This is a genomic window from Phytohabitans flavus, from assembly GCF_011764545.1.
GTDB classification, from domain to species: domain Bacteria; phylum Actinomycetota; class Actinomycetes; order Mycobacteriales; family Micromonosporaceae; genus Phytohabitans; species Phytohabitans flavus.
The window spans coordinates 7,127,157-7,145,983 of the sequence record NZ_AP022870.1 but is presented as its reverse complement, the minus strand read 5'-3'; the positions used below and the strand labels follow the sequence as shown (position 1 = coordinate 7,145,983).

The 18,827-nt window shown below is 71.7% G+C and carries 15 protein-coding genes, 2 pseudogenes and 1 riboswitch; of the genes and pseudogenes, 10 read left to right on the top strand and 7 right to left on the bottom strand.

What is annotated here, in order from left to right:
* The first annotated feature begins 23 nt into the window (after positions 1-23).
* Positions 24-144, top strand: a riboswitch (SAM riboswitch).
* A 9-nt stretch (positions 145-153) separates the two neighbouring features.
* The 3 genes from thrC to paaN all read left to right on the top strand — a co-directional run bounded on the left by thrC (position 154) and on the right by paaN (position 4,541).
* Complete coding sequence (gene thrC, locus Pflav_RS31415) at positions 154-1,458, top strand: threonine synthase (protein ID WP_173040435.1); 1,305 nt, start codon at positions 154-156, stop codon at positions 1,456-1,458.
* A 324-nt stretch (positions 1,459-1,782) separates the two neighbouring features.
* On the top strand, positions 1,783-2,802 hold the full coding sequence (locus Pflav_RS31410) for a GNAT family N-acetyltransferase (RefSeq protein WP_173040433.1): 1,020 nt from the start codon (positions 1,783-1,785) through the stop codon (positions 2,800-2,802).
* Between the two features lie 56 nt (positions 2,803-2,858).
* The gene (gene paaN, locus Pflav_RS31405; protein ID WP_173040431.1) at positions 2,859-4,541 is read left to right on the top strand and encodes a phenylacetic acid degradation protein PaaN; all 1,683 of its coding nucleotides are present in this window, start codon (positions 2,859-2,861) and stop codon (positions 4,539-4,541) included.
* On the opposite strand, the gene Pflav_RS31400 is transcribed toward paaN, so the two are convergent.
* Positions 4,538-5,047 carry a GNAT family N-acetyltransferase gene (locus tag Pflav_RS31400; RefSeq protein WP_173042738.1) on the bottom strand — a complete coding sequence of 170 codons (510 nt, stop codon included), beginning with the start codon at positions 5,045-5,047 and terminating at the stop codon, positions 4,538-4,540. The genes paaN and Pflav_RS31400 overlap by 4 nt on opposite strands.
* 6 nt (positions 5,048-5,053) lie before the next feature.
* Complete coding sequence (locus Pflav_RS47645) at positions 5,054-5,188, bottom strand: hypothetical protein (RefSeq protein ID WP_269474558.1); 135 nt, start codon at positions 5,186-5,188, stop codon at positions 5,054-5,056.
* Between the two features lie 339 nt (positions 5,189-5,527).
* Between Pflav_RS47645 and Pflav_RS31395 the strand changes: the two genes are divergently transcribed.
* Together Pflav_RS31395 and groL are read left to right on the top strand one after the other, a co-directional pair.
* Complete coding sequence (locus Pflav_RS31395) at positions 5,528-5,731, top strand: cold-shock protein (protein WP_173040429.1); 204 nt, start codon at positions 5,528-5,530, stop codon at positions 5,729-5,731.
* Between the two features lie 348 nt (positions 5,732-6,079).
* On the top strand, positions 6,080-7,714 hold the full coding sequence (gene groL / locus Pflav_RS31390; RefSeq protein WP_173040426.1) for a chaperonin GroEL: 1,635 nt from the start codon (positions 6,080-6,082) through the stop codon (positions 7,712-7,714).
* Positions 7,715-7,921: 207 nt separating this feature from the next.
* Here the strand turns inward: groL and Pflav_RS31385 are convergent, their stop codons facing one another.
* Positions 7,922-8,812: a GNAT family N-acetyltransferase gene (locus Pflav_RS31385; RefSeq protein WP_377307752.1), complete on the bottom strand. Its 891-nt coding sequence runs from the start codon at positions 8,810-8,812 to the stop codon at positions 7,922-7,924.
* A 22-nt stretch (positions 8,813-8,834) separates the two neighbouring features.
* Entirely contained in the window at positions 8,835-11,078 is a 2,244-nt protein-coding gene (locus tag Pflav_RS31380) for a S8 family serine peptidase (protein ID WP_173040424.1), read from the bottom strand.
* Here Pflav_RS31380 and Pflav_RS31375 point away from each other — a divergent pair.
* A pseudogene (locus tag Pflav_RS31375) lies at positions 11,077-12,899 on the top strand (glycerol-3-phosphate dehydrogenase/oxidase). The gene Pflav_RS31380 and the pseudogene Pflav_RS31375 overlap by 2 nt on opposite strands.
* Positions 12,900-12,929: 30 nt before the next feature.
* Positions 12,930-13,454 carry a hypothetical protein gene (locus Pflav_RS31370; RefSeq protein WP_173040422.1) on the top strand — a complete coding sequence of 175 codons (525 nt, stop codon included), beginning with the start codon at positions 12,930-12,932 and terminating at the stop codon, positions 13,452-13,454.
* Between the two features lie 82 nt (positions 13,455-13,536).
* Here the strand turns inward: Pflav_RS31370 and Pflav_RS31365 are convergent, their stop codons facing one another.
* A complete protein-coding gene (locus tag Pflav_RS31365) occupies positions 13,537-14,931 on the bottom strand; it encodes an FAD-binding oxidoreductase (RefSeq protein ID WP_173040420.1) in 1,395 nt (464 codons plus the stop codon).
* 35 nt (positions 14,932-14,966) lie between these two features.
* Between Pflav_RS31365 and Pflav_RS31360 the strand changes: the two genes are divergently transcribed.
* Positions 14,967-15,236 carry a DUF4031 domain-containing protein gene (locus Pflav_RS31360; protein ID WP_173040418.1) on the top strand — a complete coding sequence of 90 codons (270 nt, stop codon included), beginning with the start codon at positions 14,967-14,969 and terminating at the stop codon, positions 15,234-15,236.
* On the opposite strand, the gene Pflav_RS31355 is transcribed toward Pflav_RS31360, so the two are convergent.
* Positions 15,225-15,851 carry an HD domain-containing protein gene (locus Pflav_RS31355; RefSeq protein ID WP_173040416.1) on the bottom strand — a complete coding sequence of 209 codons (627 nt, stop codon included), beginning with the start codon at positions 15,849-15,851 and terminating at the stop codon, positions 15,225-15,227. The two genes, Pflav_RS31360 and Pflav_RS31355, sit on opposite strands and share 12 nt — an antisense overlap.
* A 29-nt stretch (positions 15,852-15,880) precedes the next feature.
* Here Pflav_RS31355 and Pflav_RS31350 point away from each other — a divergent pair, with 29 nt between their 5' ends.
* Positions 15,881-17,014 carry an FUSC family protein gene (locus Pflav_RS31350; protein WP_173040414.1) on the top strand — a complete coding sequence of 378 codons (1,134 nt, stop codon included), beginning with the start codon at positions 15,881-15,883 and terminating at the stop codon, positions 17,012-17,014.
* Positions 17,015-17,044: 30 nt separating this feature from the next.
* Positions 17,045-18,403, top strand: a complete 1,359-nt coding sequence (locus tag Pflav_RS31345; RefSeq protein ID WP_173040412.1) for a PrsW family intramembrane metalloprotease — start codon at positions 17,045-17,047, stop codon at positions 18,401-18,403.
* Here the strand turns inward: Pflav_RS31345 and Pflav_RS31340 are convergent.
* A pseudogene (locus Pflav_RS31340) lies at positions 18,394-18,731 on the bottom strand (GroES family chaperonin). The gene Pflav_RS31345 and the pseudogene Pflav_RS31340 sit on opposite strands and share 10 nt — an antisense overlap.
* Positions 18,732-18,827: the final 96 nt, after the last annotated feature.

Sequence of the window (18,827 nt, the reverse complement as noted above, 5' to 3'; positions counted from 1 at the left end):
GTGGCGAGTACACACAACTGAATACCTCATCCAGAGGGGCTGAGGGATACGGCCCGACGACGCCCCGGCAACCACCCCGCATATGGCGGGACAGGTGCCAATTCCGTCCCTGCCGCACGGCGCGGCGCAGGGGAAAGATGAGAGGACGCCTCGATGCCGTCGACCCTCGACGCTACTTCCGCCACCACCTCCGACGCCCCGGCCCAGGCCAGCCCCGCTCGCGCGCTCGTCTGCCGCGGCTGCGGCAAGGAGTACCCGCTCGCCGCCCAGCACGCCTGTTACGAGTGTTTCGGCCCGCTCGAGGTGGCCTACGACCAAGCCGCCCTCGCGCGGGTGACCCGGGCCCAGATCGAGGCGGGTCCGCACAGCATCTGGCGCTACGCGGCGCTGCTGCCCGCGGGGCAGGACCCGGCGAGCCGCGTGACCCTCGACCCCGGCCTCACGCCGCTTGTCTCCGCCCCGCGACTGGCCGAGGAGCTGGGCCTGCGCGGGCCGCTGTGGGTCAAAGACGACAGCGCCAACCCGACCCACTCCTTCAAGGACCGGGTGGTCTCGGTGGCCCTCACCGCGGCACGGGGGCTGGGCTTCAGCCGCTTCGCCTGCGCCTCCACCGGCAACCTGGCCAACTCGGTGGCCGCGCACGCGGCCCGCGCCGGCGTCCCGTCGATCGTCTTCATCCCCGGTGACCTCGAGCCCGGCAAGGTCGTCACGACGGCTGTGTATGGCGGTGACCTGGTCGCGATCGAGGGGTCGTACGACGACGTCAACCGGCTCTGCAGCGAGCTTGTCGAGACCGACGAGTTCGAGGACACCGCATTCGTCAACGTGAACGTGCGGCCGTACTACGCCGAGGGTTCCAAGACCCTCGGCTACGAGGTGGCTGAGCAGCTCGGCTGGCGCCTGCCCGAGCAGGTGGTCATCCCGATGGCGAGCGGCGAGCTGCTGACCAAGGTGGACAAGGCGTTCAGCGAGCTTGTCGAGATCGGCCTCGTCGAGGCCCCGGCCAACGGGTGGCGGGTCTTCGGCGCCCAGTCCGCCGGTTGCAACCCGATCGCGGTCGCCCTGCACAACGGCGTCAGCGAGATCACCCCGGTCAAGCCGGTCGGCATCGCGAAGTCGCTCAACATCGGCGACCCGGCCGCCGGCCTGTACGCGCTGGAGGCCGTGCGCCGTTCCGGCGGCTGGATGGACTACGCGAGCGACGACGAGATCCGCGACGCGATCCAGCTGCTGGCCCGGACGACCGGCGTGTTCGCCGAGACCGCCGGCGGGGTGACCGTGGCCGTGCTCAAGAAGCTCGTCGAGTCGGGCAAGCTCGACCCGGACGCCGAGACGGTCGTGTTCAACACCGGTGAAGGGCTCAAGACGATCGACGCGGTCGCCGAGCAGGTGGGCCCGACGTACCGGATCAAGCCCTCGCTGCGGGGCGCCCGGGACGCCGGTCTCCTCGGCGGCTGACGCCTTCGCGACACGCCGATGCTGCAACTCCCGGTTACGGGGAGCGGGAGCCTGACCACGGAGGGAAGCCCAGGTAAGGGGCGCTGGTCCGGGATGGGAGTTGCATTCCGTAGTCGTGAATTTGCCGTCCGTCGAGAAAACACCGCCCCGGGGACTTGACGGCGCCATCTGGACGACGCAGGATGCTCCGTGCGGGAGGGCGGCCGCCGTAGGCTTTGTTCTAACGTCCCAGCGCCGGAGGCGCTGTGCGGCCTTCCCTCCCGACCAAAATCTCTTCAGTAAAATCGGTCGCGGTGAGCGTTGCGGCAGGGCAACCTCGGTGGCATGGACATCGCCGTCAAGCCCCTGGATCCGGCCGACGAGAAAGCCGTCGAGCAGGCGTACCAGATTGTTGAAGCCGCGCTTGCCGTGGATGTGCCGGACTTCCCACCCGTGGGCCGGCAGCGTTTCCTCGCCGAGCTGCGTCACCCGTGGCCCAGCGCCACGCATGAGCGAGCCCTCGCCACGATCGACGGCGCCGCCGCCGGCTACGTGACGATCGAGCTGCCGCAGCTGGACAACCTCGAAAACGCCGACGCCGAGATCACCGTGCACCCCGAGCACCGCCGCCGCGGCGTGGGGCGGGCGCTGTACGAGCACGTCCAGGGCGTGCTCCGCGGTGCGGGTCGCAAGCGGGTGATGGGTATGTCCCCCAAGACGCTGCCCGGCGGCGTGGCGCGCGACGAGGCGGCCGCCAGGTTCGCCACCGCGATGGGCGCGAAGAATGCGCTGACCGACGTGCGCCGGCGCCTCGACGTCACGAAGGTGGACGACGCCGACCTGGAGCGGCAGCTGGCCGACGCGTGGGAGCGCGCCGCCGGGTACTCCCTGATCCAGTGGCGGGGTGCCACGCCCGAGGAGATCATCGACGACATCGCGTACCTCGACGGGCGGCTGCTCACCGACGCGCCGATGGGCGAGCTGGACTGGGAGGCGGAAAAGATCGACGCCGACCGCATCCGCGCGGTCGATGCCGTGGTCGCCGCCCGCGGCCGCCGCCGGTACCACACGGCGGTGCGTCACGACGAGAGCGGCAAGGTCGTCGCGTTCACCACGATCGACTTCCCCGGTACCGTCGACTGGCACGCCTTCCAGCAGATCACGATCGTCGAGCCGACCCACCGCGGCCACCGCCTCGGCACGGTCGTCAAGCTGGAAAACCTCAGCTATACCCGGACGTACGAGCCGGGGGTGCGGGCGATCGACACCTGGAACGCCGGAGTCAACGACCACATGATCTCGATCAACGAGGCGATGGGCTTCCGCGCCGTCGACGGCTGGCAGAACTGGCAGGCCGACGTGTAAGAGAGGTGGGCCCGCGGACCAGCGGGAGCACGTCAGCGCTGGGGCATGATGGCGGAATGACGGACCGCCATCTGTACGACAAGCACGCCGATACCCTCGTGCGTGCCTTGGCCGCGATCTCCGAGCGCGGCTACTGGTCGGCCTACCCTGAGTCGCCCAGCCCTCGTATCTATGGAGAGAAGGCCGCCGCCGAGGGCGCGACGGCCTTCCAGGCGTACCTCGACAACCGCTTCCCGCTCGACCAGCCCGGTACCGACGGCTGGATCGCGACCGAGGCGAGCCCGTTCGGCGTCGAGCTCGCGGTGACGTACCCGCATGCCGAGGCCGGCGCGCTTGTCGCCGCGGCGACGGCGGCGATGCCGGCATGGCGCGACGCGGGCCCGCAGGTCCGTGCCGGCGTGTGCCTGGAGATCCTGGCGCGGCTGCACGCGCATGTGTTCGAGCTCGCCAACGCGGTGCAGTTCACGAGCGGGCAGGCGTTCGTGATGGCGTTCCAGGCGGGCGGGGCGCACGCGCTCGACCGCGCGCTGGAGGCGCTGGCGTATGCGTACGCGGAAATGACCCGCCACCCCGGCGAGGCCGAGTGGGAGAAGCCGGCCGGCTCCAAAGCCTCAGCCGAGCCGCTCCGGTTGCTCAAGCGGTTCCACGTGGTGCCGCGCGGGATCGGCCTGGTCGTCGGCTGCAACACGTTCCCGACCTGGAACTCGTACCCGGGGCTCTTCGCCTCTCTCGTCACCGGCAACCCGGTGATCGTGAAGCCGCACCCGCGGGCGGTGCTCCCGCTCGCCATCACCGTGCGGTACGCCCGTGAGGTGCTCGCCGAGGCCGGCTTCGACCCCAACCTGGTGCTGCTGGCGCCCGAGGCGCCCGGCGAGGCGCTCGCCTCCACGCTGGCGGTGCGCCCGGAAGTGAAGATCATCGACTACACCGGGTCGACCGCGTTCGGCGAGTGGCTGGAGGAGAACGCCCGCCAGGCCGTCGTCTACACGGAGAAGGCCGGCGTCAACACGATCGTGGTCGACTCGACCGACGACTTCGCCGGCATGTGCCGCAACATCGGCTTCTCGCTGACCCTCTACAGCGGACAGATGTGCACCACTCCGCAGAACGTGCTGGTGCCGGCCGGCGGCATCGGTACCGATCAGGGGCACAAGTCGTTCGACGAGGTGGCGGCCGGCATCGCGGCCTCGGTGGGCAAGCTGACCGGCGACCCGGCCCGCGCGGTGGAGCTGACCGGCGCGATCGTCAACGACGGTGTGCTCGACCGGCTCGACGAGGTCAAGTCGATCGGTGAGCCGGTGCTGGACTCGCGGGTCGTCGAGCACCCGGCGTACGAGGGCGCGATCGTCCGCACCCCCGCGATCGTGAAGCTGCCCGCGGACGCCGAGGCGACCTACGGCAAGGAGTGGTTCGGACCCATCTCGTTCGTGATCGCCACCGACTCGACGGCGGAGAGCCTTGAGATCTTCCGGTCCACCGCGGGCACGCGGGGCGCGATCACCGCGTCGGTGTACTCGACCGACGACAAGGTGCTGGACGACGCCGAGGCGGCCGCGCTCGACGTGGGCGTGCACCTTTCCTGCAACCTGACCGGCGGCGTCTTCGTCAACCAGTCGGCGGCCTTCTCCGACTTCCACGCGAGCGGCGCCAACCCGGCGGCGAACGCGGCCCTGACCGACGGCGCGTACGTGGCCAGCCGCTTCCGGATCGTCCAGTCGCGGCGGCACACCACCAGCTAGGCCGGACGGCGCATCTGGATCTCCCGGAGCACCGGGATGACCGGGTGCGGCACGCGTACGCCGGTGTCGACGAAGCCGAGCCGCTCGTACGCCTTCCGCGCCCGGTCGTTGCCGACCACCACCTCCAGCATCAGCTCCGGGCGGCCGGTGCGCAGCGACCAGGCGGCCACGTCGTCGACAAGCTGCTTCAGCATCCCGCTGCCGCGGTGGGCGGGCGTGATGTATACGGCGAAGATGATCGTGATCTTGGGGTCGTCGGGCGACATGATGCCGCCGGCGTGCCCCACGAAGCGCCCGTCCACCTCCGCGATGAACTGCGCGCAGAAGTGGCCGGACGCGCTGCGGGCAAGCCGGTCAGCGAACTCGCTGTGCGGGACCGCCGCCGCCTCGGCCAGCGTCTCCAGGAAGGCGAGCGGGGTGTCGGCGAGCATCTCCAGGCGCAGTGCCCGCATCCGGGCCGCATCCTGGTGCCGCACCCGGCGTACGGTCGCTCGCGTCGTCACCAGGCCACCCTAAACCGGGGCGGCCACCCGCCTACCAACCTCTTGGCACAGCGCCGAGCCGTACTCGAAGCCGCGCTCGCCCGAGTAGCGCAGCAGCACCCGAGCACCGGTGCTGCGGTCGAGCATCGCCCACGAGGAAGCCAACGTGGTCTATGCGAGCCACGGCCGTCAAGGCGGCTATCACGTACGCCGTAACGAACCGTCCGTGGCCGATTCTCGCCCGATGTCTGCCTCGTCCGTTCGGTCTGTGCGAAACAACGTTCGTCTAACGGGGCAGGAGTGCAGGTAGGGGCGACGGGATGCCGGGTGACGACCCGGGTGTCCGGTTTGGGGTAGTGCGCGGGCGGGGGTCCTCGTGTAGCGTGCGATTTCGGCCGCTGTGTTCGACGGACCACCCCGGACCACGGATCGGCGGCCCCGGCCAGCAAACAGCGTGGCCGGGGGTTGTCGAACCCAGCACCATCGAAGTGAGGGAAGTGCACCGTGGCACAGGGCACCGTCAAGTGGTTCAACAGCGAAAAGGGCTACGGCTTCATCGCGGTCGACGGCGGGCAGGACGTCTTCGTCCACTTCTCGGCGATCGAGATGGACGGCTACAAGGCGTTGGACGACGGCCAGCGTGTGGAGTTCGAGATCGCTCAGGGCCAGAAGGGGCCGCAGGCCGAGAAGGTTCGGCTCATCGCCTGAGCCGCAGTAACACCTGAGGCGGGGCACCGGTATCCGGCCCCGCCTCCGAGCTTTCTCCAGCCATTTACGTCCCTCACCTCCTCCGGGCTACAGGTGCCCACTGGCCACCGCCCGTTCACCCGACGCGCTTGCACTCCCTAGGGCAGAGTGCTAAACAGGTGATTGGCACTCGCGGCATGCGAGTGCCAGTGGTCGGGGCGGTGGGGCCCACGGTCGTGTCACCTCAAGGGTGGCGCGGCACGGGGCCGGTCGTCGCGGGCTATCCGGCCCGGCCGGACGGAAGGTCGCTGCGCGCTTCGAGCTGACCGCTCGGGGTGCTGTGGATGTCCAGCTGGAGGACAACGCCGTATGGCCAAGATTATCGCGTTCGACGAGGAGGCGCGCCGCGGCCTTGAGCGGGGCATGAACACCCTCGCCGACGCCGTAAAGGTGACGCTGGGCCCGAAGGGCCGCAACGTCGTGCTCGAGAAGAAGTGGGGCGCGCCCACCATCACCAACGATGGTGTGAGCATCGCCAAGGAGATCGAGCTCGAGGACCCCTACGAGAAGATCGGCGCGGAGCTGGTCAAGGAGGTCGCGAAGAAGACCGACGACGTGGCCGGCGACGGCACGACGACGGCGACCGTCCTGGCCCAGGCACTGGTCCGCGAGGGCCTGCGCAACGTTGCGGCCGGCGCCAACCCGATGGCCCTGAAGCGGGGCATCGAGGCGGCTGTCGCCAACGTCGCGGAGGAGCTGGCGAAGATCGCCAAGGACGTCGAGACCAAGGAGCAGATCGCTTCCACCGCGTCGATCTCGGCCGGTGACGCCACCGTCGGCGAGATCATCGCCGAGGCGATGGACAAGGTCGGCAAGGAAGGCGTCATCACCGTCGAGGAGAGCAACACCTTCGGCCTCGAGCTTGAGCTCACCGAGGGCATGCGCTTCGACAAGGGCTACATCTCGCCGTACTTCTGGACCGACGCAGAGCGGATGGAGGCGGTCCTCGACGACCCCTACATCCTGATCGTCAACAGCAAGATATCGTCGGTGAAGGACCTGCTGCCGATCCTTGAGAAGGTCATGCAGTCGGGCAAGCCGCTCGCGATCATCGCCGAGGACGTCGAGGGCGAGGCGCTGGCCACCCTGGTCGTCAACAAGGTGCGTGGCACGTTCAAGTCCGTCGCGGTGAAGGCGCCCGGCTTCGGTGACCGCCGCAAGGCGATGCTGACCGACATCGGCATCCTCACTGGCGGCCAGGTCATCAGCGAGGAGGTCGGCCTCAAGCTCGACGCCGCCACGCTCGACCTGCTGGGCCGCGCCCGCAAGGTCGTGGTGACCAAGGACGAGACCACGATCGTCGACGGTTCCGGCGACGCCGACCAGATCCAGGGCCGGGTCAACCAGATCCGCGCTGAGATCGAGAAGAGCGACTCCGACTACGACCGCGAGAAGCTCCAGGAGCGCCTGGCGAAGCTCGCCGGCGGTGTTGCGGTCATCAAGGTCGGCGCGGCCACCGAGGTCGAGCTCAAGGAGCGCAAGCACCGCATCGAGGACGCGGTCCGCAACGCCAAGGCCGCGGTCGAGGAGGGCATCGTCCCGGGTGGTGGCGTCGCGCTGGTGCAGGCCGGCAAGACCGCCTTCGACAAGCTCGACCTGGCTGGCGACGAGGCCACCGGCGCGACGATCGTGAAGATCGCGCTGGACGCCCCGCTGCGCCAGATCGCTGTCAACGCCGGCCTCGAGGGCGGCGTCGTGGTGGAGCGGGTGCGCAACCTGGAGACCAACCACGGCCTCAACGCGGCCACCGGTGAGTACGTCGACCTGCTGGCGGCGGGCATCATCGACCCGGCCAAGGTGACCCGCTCGGCGCTGCAGAACGCGGCGTCGATCGCGGCTCTGTTCCTCACCACCGAGGCTGTGGTGGCGGACAAGCCGGAGAAGGAGAAGGCCCGGCGGGTGCGCCCGGCGGCGGCGACATGGACTTCTGATCCAAGTCCTTAAGGGAGGGGCGAGCCGGTTCTCCGGCTCGCCCCTTTCGCTATCTATGGGTTGAGCAGGTCCGGCCCGTCTTACCGTGGCGAGAGCACCATCGGCATGAGCGGGTCGGTCTCGGTCGTGCGCCAGCTGCTCGCCGCGTCTACGGCCCGGCCCCCGAGGCGCCTCAGGGCGGCTACGAGGACGCTCGGGCGCACCTGCCGGCCGAGTGACTCAGAGCTCCTTCCGGTACAGGAAGAAGACACGTTCGATCCGGGCGCCCACGGCCGAGGCGTAGAACGGCACCGGCCCGACCCAGCCGATCTGGGCCTGCCGAAAGCCGGCGTCCCGCTGGTCGCGCAGGCACCGGCGGAGCAGCACGCCACCGATGCCCAGCCCTTGGGCGGCGGGCGCGGTGCCCATCGGGCCGAACCAGCTCGGCCGGGACGAGCCGTACGCGGCGAAGCCGAGCACCTCACCGTCCCGGAGCGCGACGTGGCAGCCGGCGCCGGGCCGCCCGACCGAGTCGGAGACCTCACCGGCCCAGCCGTCGCTGAAGTTGGCGCGGGCGAACTCGACAAGCGCGGGTACGTCCCCCGCCTCCGCTCGCCGGACGGTTACGCCGCCCGCCGCCAGCCGCTCCTCGGCCTCCACAGTGGACTCGATGGTGGTGAGGTCGGCGGTCATGTTCCAGGCGGTGCGGTCCTGCTCGTACCCCAGGGCATTCGCCGCGCAGACCGCTGGCGTGTAGCGGACGTCGATGCCCGGCCAGGCGTAGTACGGCGGGTTTCCGGCCAGCAGCACCTCGACCGCGCCCCGGCCGGCCAGCGCCCCTTCGGCCCGGGCCAGCAGCGCCCGCCCGATGCCCTGGCGGCGCACGTCCCGCCGTACCGCGATCAGGTCGACGTGCCCGATCGAGTCGTCGCGGTGCGAGAGCGACCCCAGCACCACGCCGGCCAGCTCGCCGTCCGCGGTGGCGGCGAAGCCGATGCCCGGCTGCGCACGCAGCCGGGCCACGATCTGGTCCGCCTCCGCGGCGTCGTCGGGCAGGTCCAGCGCCTCGCGGCACAGGTCGACCATGGCGGGTACGTCGGCGTCGGTCAGCGCGGCGATCGAAAACTCCACGGTCGCCGACACTAACCGGCAGTCAGGACGCGGTGCGGGCGGCCTGCACCGCCGCGTACGCGTCGACCATCCCGGCGCCGGTCACGTCGGCCGGTGAGCACTCGCCGGAACTCTCGCCAGGAGTCGCGGGTACCGCCGTGTCGCGCAGGATCTCGCGGGTACGGGTGATGTCGCCGACCAGCCGGGGGTTGGCCGACCACATCAGCGCCACCACGCCGGCCACCTGCGGTGTGGCCATGGACGTGCCGCTCAGCTCCGCGTACCCACCGCCGGGCATCGTCGACAGCACGTCCTCGCCGGGCGCCACGAGGTCGGGCTTGGCGAGGTCGGCGTTGGTCGGGCCACGGCTGGAGAACTGCGTGACCTCCTTGCGCCGGTCGACCGCGCCGATGGTCTCCACGTCCGGGTACTGGGAGGGCGGATCGTCCACCGAGCCGCAGAACGGGCCAGTGTTGCCCGCCGCGACCACGAAGAAGATGCCGGCGGCCGCGAACGCCGCGGTGGCCGCGCGCAGCGAGTTTTCGTCGCAGCCCTCGATCCGCGGGCAACCCCACGAGTTCGTGAGTACATGCGGGGCCCGCCCCGGCTGGCCGTCCCTGAAGGGGTCACCGCCGAACGGGAACGGGGCCAGCATGAACTGCATACAGTCCAGGTAGTGGGCCGGGTTACCGAGGTTGCGGTCGAGGTTGACGCAGCCGACCCACTCCGCTCCGGGGGCCACGCCGACGGTACGGCCCACCGCCGAGCCGAGCGTGTGCGTGCCGTGGCCACCCCGGTCGGTCGGCGTGCGGGTGTGGTTCCAGGGGTCGAACCAGGAGTCGTCGCCGCCCCGGAAGTTGCCGGAGAGCGCCGGATGCGTACCGTCCACGCCGGAATCGGAGGTGCCCACCACGATCCCCGAGCCGTTGACGCCGAGCTGGCTGGCGGCGCGGTCGGCGCCGATCAGCGAGATGTTCCACGGCGGTGCGGTGGGCGCGGGTACGTGTCCGTGCGTCACGCCGGGCTCGGCGGGCAGCGGGCGCAGCCGCTGACTGAGCAGCACCCGGTCGACGTCACCGCGCCGGGACAGCCACGCGCGGATCGCCGGCCCGCCGTCCACCTCCACGGCGTTGACCAGGTAGTACGGCGTGTAGTCGAGGTGCCAGCGGTCGAGGGTCGCGCGCAGGTCGGCCTGGCTGCTCTGGGCGTGCTCGACGAGCCGGCGGTACACGTCGGCGACCCGGGCCTCGCGGCTGGCCGTGGTCACCCCGGTCAGGTCGGCCTGCGACTTGAGGATCACGAATAGGCGCTCACCGAACAGGCCGGGCTGGCCGGGTCCCAGGTATATCGCGCCGCCGGCAATCAGCAGGATCACGACCGCCACGGCACCGACCCACCGCGCGGCCAGGCGGGTGCGCGCCAGCCCGTACCCGATGCCGACAAGGACCGCGACGGTGAGTGAGACGGCGGTGGCGATGCTGGCCCAGACGGGCAGGTCCCGCCCGCTGCTGAGCAGCAGCGTGATCTCCTCGGGATCGGCGAAGGCCAGCGGGCCCAGCGCCGCGACCGCGACAAGCGGTCCGGCGCTGCGTAGCGCGGCGGCCGCGAACGAGAGCGGCGGCAGCACCAGCATCGCGGCAAGCTGCGCCCCGGACTGGCCCACACCGGCGGCGAGCAGGAGCAGCGCGACGCCGCCGACGAGGCCGCCGAGCGCGACCCCGTACCGGGCCCAGAAAGCGGCGTTCAGGATGGCGGCGGCGAGCCAGCCGACCGCCGCGGACGCGAATACGGCGAGCACCGTCTCCGCCAGCCCGCCCAGCGCGCCGATCCACAGCCAGGGCAGGAGCACGGCGAGGCCGCCGGCGAAGCCGAGCGCCGGGAGCGACGGGCGGCCGCGCAGGGCGACCGCCGCACCCGCGGCGAGCAGGGCGAGAAGCGCGAGGTAGAGCTCGTTGTGCGGCTCTGGTATCGCGCGCAGCAGGCCGAGGCCGGCGAGTGCGGCGGCGCCGGCCAGCCAGACGCGGCCGGCGGTGCGCACGGCCGGGGAGCGGGGTACGAAGGCGAGGACGGCCGCGGGTGCGCCGGCCAGCGCCGCGTTGATGACCGCGACGACCGGCCAGGTCCAGATCGGGGTCGCCAGCCCGGTCACCAGCAGCACCTGGTCGGCCAGCCACCCGACCGCCTGGCTCAGGACGGTGATCAGTACCGCCCAGACGCCAATCGATGCGGCCGCAACCACCACCCACGGGTTGGTCTGCCGTTCCGGGGCGGGGAAGGGATACGCCATGCGCGAAACACTACGGCGGAGCGCCAGTTACGGTGGACAGGTGCGAGACCCTGCCGTATCGCGGTATGCCGCCAGCGAGCTCTCCCCGAGCGGCGCGCCGCCGACCTGCACCGGCTGCGGACCGAGCGCTTCGACGTCCTCGTCATCGGTGGCGGTGTCACCGGCGCGGGCGCCGCGCTGGATGCCGCCTCCCGAGGGCTGAGCGTCGCGCTGGTCGAGTCCCGTGACCTGGCGTCGGGCACGTCGAGCCGGTCGAGCAAGCTGATCCACGGCGGCCTGCGCTACCTCGAGCAGTTCGAGCTGCACCTGGTGCACGAGGCGCTCACCGAGCGGGGCCTGCTCGCGACCCGCCTCGCCCCGCACCTGGTGCGGCCGGTGCCGATCCTCGTGCCGCTGCCGGGTGGCCACTCGCCGCGGGAGCTCCCCGCCCGTGCGTGGCGCCGGGCGTACTACGGAGCGGGTGTCGCGGCGTACGACGCGTTCGCCGGGTTCTTCGGCGGCGGGCGGGGGATGCCCGTCCACCGCCACCTGTCCCGGGACGGCGCCCGGCATCTATTCCCGAGCCTTCGTCCGGACGTGGTCACCGGGGCGATCCGCTACTACGACGGGCAGGTCGACGACGCCCGCCTGGTGGTCACCCTCGCGCGCACCGCAGCCAGCCTTGGCGCGGCGGTCGTGACCAGCGTGCGCGCCGTCGGCATGGTGCGCCAGGCACGGGAGGTGACCGGGGTACGGGTACGTGACCTGGAGTCGCCGACCGGTGAGTTCGAGGTGCGGGCGCGCACGGTGATCGCGGCGACCGGGGTGTGGAGCGACGACATCTCCGCGATGCTCGGCGACGTCGGCGTGCGCCCGGGGCTGCGCGTGCGCGCCTCGAAGGGCGTCCACGTGGTGGTGCCCCGCTCGGCGATCACCGGCGACGCTGGGCTGATCTTGCGCACGCCCACTTCCGTGCTCTTCGTGCTGCCGTGGGGCGGGCACTGGATCATCGGTACCACCGACACCGACTGGCAGCTCGACCGCGACCACCCGGCCGCGTCCGCGCGGGACATCGAGTACCTGCTCGAACAGGTCAACACCGTGCTCGACCGCCCGGTGTCCACATCGGACATCGAGGGCGTCTACGCCGGGCTCCGCCCGCTTCTGTCCGGCGAGGCGGAGCCGACGTCCAAGCTCTCCCGTGAGCACGCCGTCGTCGAGCCCATGCTCGGTCTGATGCTCGTGGCCGGTGGCAAGTACACGACGTACCGGGTGATGGCCGCCGACGTGGTCGACCGTGCGGCGCGGCGGCTGGGCGCGGACGTCCCGTCGCGCACCGCCGACCTGCCGCTGCTCGGCGCGGACGGGTTCGCGGCGATGTGGCGGGACCGGCTCGACCTGGCTCGGCGGCACGGGGTGCAGGCCGGGGTGCTGGAACACCTGCTGGAGCGGTACGGCACGCTGGCACCCCAGCTGATCGCGATGATCCACGCCGAGCCGGGGCTGGCCGCGCCGCTCGCCGGTGCCCCGGAGTACCTGGCGGCGGAGGTGGCGTACGCGGCCCGGGTCGAGGGCGCGCTGCACCTGGACGACGTGCTGACCCGGCGCACGCGGATCTCGTTCGAGACGCCGCACCGGGGTACCGAGTCGGCGCACCACGCGGCCGAGATCATGGGCTCGGTGCTGGGCTGGGACGCCGAGATGCGGGCCCGCGAGGTGGAGCACTACCTCGCCCGCGTCGAGGCCGAGCGGCAGTCGCAGAAGATGCCCGACGACGCGACGGCGGACGCGGCCCGGCTCGGCGCGCCGGACGTGCGGGGGGCGAGTCCGCTCGCCTCGTAGGGGGAACCGGTTAGGCGTAGCGTCCGTCGCATGAAGATGGCGTACGGACGTCTATGCGTTCTAGTGGTGCTCGCGGCCTCGGCCTGCACCTCGTCGCCGTCCGCACCGGATGCGGCGGCCCCTTCCACAGTGGGGATCACCGCCACCGTCGGGCCGGCGTCCCCTCCCGAGAGTGTGGTGCCGACCAGGGCCACGGCCGTGCCCACGCTGGCCGCTGGCCTCACGATCGACCGGGAGGGCGGCTTCGTGGGGATCAGCCAGACCATCACGGTGGAGGCGGACGGGCGGTGGACCTACTACCGAAACCGCCCCGGACCAGGTGGCGGCACACCGGTGCGCGGCAAGCTCAACGAAGTACAGCTCGCCGACCTGCGGGCGCTCCTCGCCGACCCGAGGCTGGGCACCGAGGCAGGCGATCCATCCGGGTGCGAAGACGGCTACGAATACACGCTGGTGACCGGCCCGACCAAGGTGCAGTGGGCCGACTGCGGCACAGAAGCTCCGGCGACGGCCAAGCGCGTGGTCGAGCTGGTCTCGACCAGCACGCCCTTCTAGGGGTTTGCTTGTGAAGCGCGAAGGGTGAGGCCGCGGGAGCAGCGGTCCGGACCACGACGGGCGTCGCGGTAGCTCAATGGGTCTAAAGGACCTTGCCCGGGTTGAGCAGGCCCTCGGGGTCGAGGGCGGCCTTGATGGCCTGCTGCACGCGGAGGCTGACCGGGCCGATCTCGCGGGCCAGCCACCTCCGCTTGAGTAGCCCGACGCCGTGCTCGCCGGTGCACGTGCCGCCGAGCGCGAGCGCCAGCTCCACGATGTCGTCGAACGCCCGCTGGCTGTCGGCCACGCTCGCCGGGTCGGCGCGGTCGACCACGATGTTGGGGTGCATGTTGCCGTCGCCGGCGTGGCCGACGACGCCGATCGCGACGCCGTTTTCCGCGGCGATCTTCTCGACGCCGTCGAGCAGGGCGGCCAGCGCCGAGCGCGGCACCGCCACATCGTCGATGATCAGGCCGCCGTTGCCCTGCGGGAACATCTCGGCCGCGTACTTCTCCATCGCCGGGTGCGCCAGCCGCCGAGCCTGGAGCAGCTGGGCCGCCTCGATCGAGTCGGTGGCCGCGTACACCTCGTCGGCGCCCGCCTCCTCGCAGAGCGCGGCGATCCGCTCCAGGTCGGCTGCGGCCTGGCTGCCGGTGTCGGAGGCGGCCAGCAGTAGCGCCTTCGCCTCGGTGCGCAGCCCCATCGGCTGGTACGCCTCCAGCGCGATCAAGTGGGTCTGGTCGAGCAGCTCCAGCAGGCTGGGCGAGAGGCCCTGCGCGGAGATGGCGGCGACCGCGTCGCCTGCGGCGGCTGTAGACGGGAAGAGTGCCACGAGCGTGAGCGACTCCCCGGCGGCCGGCCGTAGGCCCACGGTGATCTCGGTGATCACGCCGAGCGTGCCCTCCGAGCCGACGAAGAGCCGGGTCAGGTCGTACCCGGCCACACCCTTCGCGGTACGCCGCCCGGTGCGCAGCACCTCGCCGGAGGCGAGCACGACCTCCAGCCCGAACACGTACTCGGTGGTGACGCCGTACTTGACGCAGCACATGCCGCCCGCGTTGGTGGCGACGTTGCCGCCGATCATGGACGACTCCCACGAGCCGGGGTCGGGCGGGTAGCGCAGGCCGTGCTTGGCCACCTCGGCCGCGAGGGCGGCGTTGACCACGCCAGGCTGGAGCACGGCGATGCGGTTGACCGGGTCGACCTCAAGGATGCGGTCCATGGCGACGGTGGAGAGGACGACCGCACCGTCCACGGCGTTCGCGGCGCCGGCCAGGCCGGTGCGGGCACCCTGCGGCACGAGCGGCACCCGGTGCTCGGCCGCGATCTTCACGACGGCGGCCACCTGCTCGGTCGTCCGCGGGCGAACCACCACCGCCGGCAGACCTGCCGCGCACAGGTCGGCCTCGTCGCGCGAATGCCCGCTGAGCAGGTCGGGATCGGTCAGGACGGCTTCGGCGGGGAGGGCGGCACGCAGTGCATCGAGCAGGTCGACCATGTGTCGGAGGCTATCCGCCGGGCTACGGTGACGCCATGCTGTACGTCGACCCGCCCGCCTGGCCGTCCCGTGGGCGGCTGTGGTCCCACATGGTCAGCGACGTGTCGTACGAGGAGTTGCACGCCTTCGCCGAGATGCTTGGTGTGCCCCGCCGCGGCTTTGACCGCGATCACTACGACGTGCCGGCCGAGCGGGTGCCGGTGGCGGTGTGGCTGGGTGCCCGGTTTGTGTCGAGCCGGGAGATCGTCCGCCTGCTTCGGGAGGCCGGCCTGCGCCGCCCCAAGCACCTGGCCTCACGCCGTTAGGGCATTCAGCTCCCGCCGCAGGTTTGCCCGCGCCGGGCTCTCCCAGCGCTCGGCCAGTGCCGGGCGGCGGTAGAGCGCGGGCAGGTCCAGCAGGCTCTGGAGCACGGCCGCCCGCCCGATCCGGAAGAGCTCGTCCGGCACGTGCGCGTACTCCCGGCGGACCGCGGCGGCGTAGGCGTCGTACTCGGCCGGTGGGCGGGCGAGTACCGCCAGGTCGGCGTCACAGAGCAGCTCGCCGTCGCCGTCGCCGGGTGCTACCACGTGTCCGGCGGTGATCAGCACAAGCCGCTCCACCTCGGCCCCGACCGGCTCGGGCACGCCCAGGTCAGCCAGCTCGGTGCGGGCCAGCGCGGCACTCTCCCGCTCGTTGGCGTCGCCGGGCGAGCGCGGGTCGTAGATCGCATCGTGGAACCAGGTCGCGAGGCGTACTGGGTCGCTGCCGCCCTCGGTGTCCACAATAGACAGCATGGCGGCGAGATGGTCGACCGTGTGGTAGTGCCGCTGCGGCTCCGCCCAGCGGACGAGCAGAGCCTCGCCCGCCGCGACAACGGCCTCCTGGCCGGCGGTCGCGCCGGCACCGCAGGCCGCCGAGACCCAGCCTTCGACAAGCGTCATGGGTCGATCATGCCGGTAGTCTCCCCGGCATGGTGCTCGCGACCGACGACCTGGCCCGGCGTACCGGCGCCCAGTTGCGGGACCGCTTCCGCCGCGTCCGGCTGAACGTGCTGCTCGCACTCCAGACCGGCATCGCCGCCGGGCTTGCCTGGCTGATCGCGCACGAGGCGATCGGCCACCGCGCGCCGTTCTTCGCCCCGATCGCAGCGGTGATCACGCTCGCCGTGTCGGTGGGGCAGCGGCTGCGGCGCGCGTTCGAGCTGGTCTTCGGCGTGGCCATCGGCATCGCGGTCGGTGACGTGCTGATCTACCTGATCGGCACCGGACCGTGGCAGATCGGGCTCGTGGTCACGCTCGCGATCGTCACCGCCATCTTCCTCGGCGGCGGGTCCTCGCTGGTCACCCAGGCCGCCTCGTCGGCCGTGCTGGTCGCCACGCTCACGCCGCCGACCACGAACGGTGTCTCGTACGACCGCTTCGTGGACGCGCTCGTCGGCGGTCTCGTGGGGCTCGGCGTGATGGCGCTGCTGCTCCCGATCAACCCGCTGACCGTGGTGGGCCGGGCGGCCGCGCCGGCGCTGGACGCGCTGGCCGACGGTCTGGCCGAGACCGCCGAGGCGCTTGTGGCGCACGACACCGAGCGGGTGGAGGCGGCGCTGGCGCGGATGCGGGCGGCGGAGGGCGACCTTCGTACGCTCCAGGAAGCGATCGACGCGGCGACTGAGACCGCCGCGCTGGCGCCCGTGCGGTGGCGGACGCGAAGCGCGCTCAACCAGTACATCGACGCAGCCGAGCACGTCGCCCGGGCGCTGCGCAACAGCCGTGTCCTGGTACGGCGGGCGCTGACGCTCTTGCGGGATGGCGAGACGCTGCCGCCCCCGCTGATCGAGGCGGTGGGTGCGCTCGGCGAGGCGGTGAGCTGGCTACGGCGGGAGCTCGCCGACGGCGTCGAGCCGGTCGCCGCACGGGAGCGCGCGCTCCGGGCGGCGAGCGAGGTCGGCATCGCGTACGCGGAGGGCGTCGACTTCTCTGGCAGCGTGATCGTCGCCCAGGTCCGCTCGGCCGCGGTGGACCTGGTCCGCGCTTCCGGCCTGGACGGGAAGGAGACCCACCGGCTGGTCCGCCGCGCGGTGGGCCGGCACGTCCCGCCCGACGGCCGCTGACACCTGCCTTCAAAAGCTAGGCTGGGCGGCATGAGCGAGTTCGCGCTGGCGCCGCCGCCCCCGCGTCGGCCGGCGGTCCGGCGCGGACTCCAGGTCGGCGCGGTCATCCTGTTCATCGCCGCATGCGCGATCGGGATACTGGGGTACCTCGGCTACAGCATCGGTGTCACCGCGCTGGTCATCGGGCTCGTCGCGGCGATCCTGCCGGTGCCCGTGCTGGTCGCCTGCTTCCTGTGGCTGGACAGGTATGAGCCGGAGCCCGCCAAGTACCTCGTCTTCTGCTTCGTCTGGGGCGCGTTCGTGTCGACGACCGCGGCCTTGGTCGTCAACTCGGGGGCGGCCGTGCTCTTCGGCCGTTGGGGGATCCCGGACGCGCTGGTGGCGGTGCTGGTCGCCCCGTTCATCGAGGAGCTGACCAAGGCGCTCGGCCCGTTCCTGCTGCTGTGGCGGCGGCGGCGCGAGTGGTCCGGCATCACCGACGGCATTGTCTACTGTGGCCTATCCGCGATCGGCTTCGCGATGGTGGAAAACATCCTCTATCTCGGCGGCCACGGCTACGCGGCCGGCGCCGACCAGTACGGTCCGGCCACCGGCGCCCAGATGGTCTTCGCCCTCTTCATCGGCCGCATCCTGCTCTTCGGCTTCGCCCACCCGCTCTTCACCTCGATGACCGGCGTGGGGCTGGGCATCTCGGCCCGCACGGGCGACCGCAATATCCGGTGGATCGCCCCGCTCGCCGGCCTGCTGCTCGCGATGATCCTGCACGGCTCGTGGAACGCCATCCCCACGCTGGCCCAGGCCACCGGCGAAAACCTCATCCTGCTGTACGGGTTCATCGGCGTGATGGTCCCGGTCTTCTTCGGCATGGTCGGCCTAGCGGTGTGGCTGCGCAGCTGGGAGGGGCGGCTCACCGAGCGCACGCTCCCGGAGTACGTCCGGGCGGGCTGGCTCTCCCCGCCCGAGGTCGCCGCACTCGCCAACCTGGCGCGGCGGCACTCGGCCCGGCGGTGGGCCCGCCGGGTGGCTGGCGACGCCGGGCTCAAGGCGATGCGGGGGTACCAGTTCGCCGCGACCCGGCTCGCGTTGCTCCGGGACGGGATGCGGCGCGGCCTCTACACCGACCCGAAGGAGGTCGGCCGGGCGCTCGCCGAGGAGCGGCAGCTACTGGAGGCGATCGCCGGGTACCGCCAGGTGTTCGCCGGTCGCGACCCGCAGGCGCCGGTCGCGCGGTGGGATGGCGCCCGCTATCAGGTGACCTTCCCGGACGGCGTGGCCCGGACGATCGAGGCGCCTGACCAGCCGGTGGTGCCGATCCCGGTGGTGCTGGCTCCGCCACCGCCGCCACCGCCCCCGCCGGCGTACTACGGGTACTACCAGCCCTACAGGTAGAGGCCGGTCGCGTCCGGCTCGACCCGCTCGGCCGCCACGGCGTGCACGTCGCGCTCGCGCAGCAGCACATACCCCCGGCCGTGCAGCTCGACCTCCGAGCGGTCGTCCGGGTCGAAGAGCACCCGATCCCGGCCACTATCGAACGCACGTGCGGCCCGACGCCGACTGCGGTAGCCCACGACAGCCGCCGCCCGACGGCGGCAGTGGCCGGGATCACGATGCCGGCGCTCGACCGGCGCTCGCCCTCGTTGCCATCGAGGCGGACGAGGACACGGTCGTGCAGCAGCCGGATGGGCAGGCCGTGGTCGAGGTCGGGATCGGCGGTCACCTGTGAAACGCTACAACGAGCGTCTAATGGCCCGGCAAGCGCCGTGTCCCATTACTGGGCATGACGCCAATGTGGGGAGAACTCAGGGACTAATAG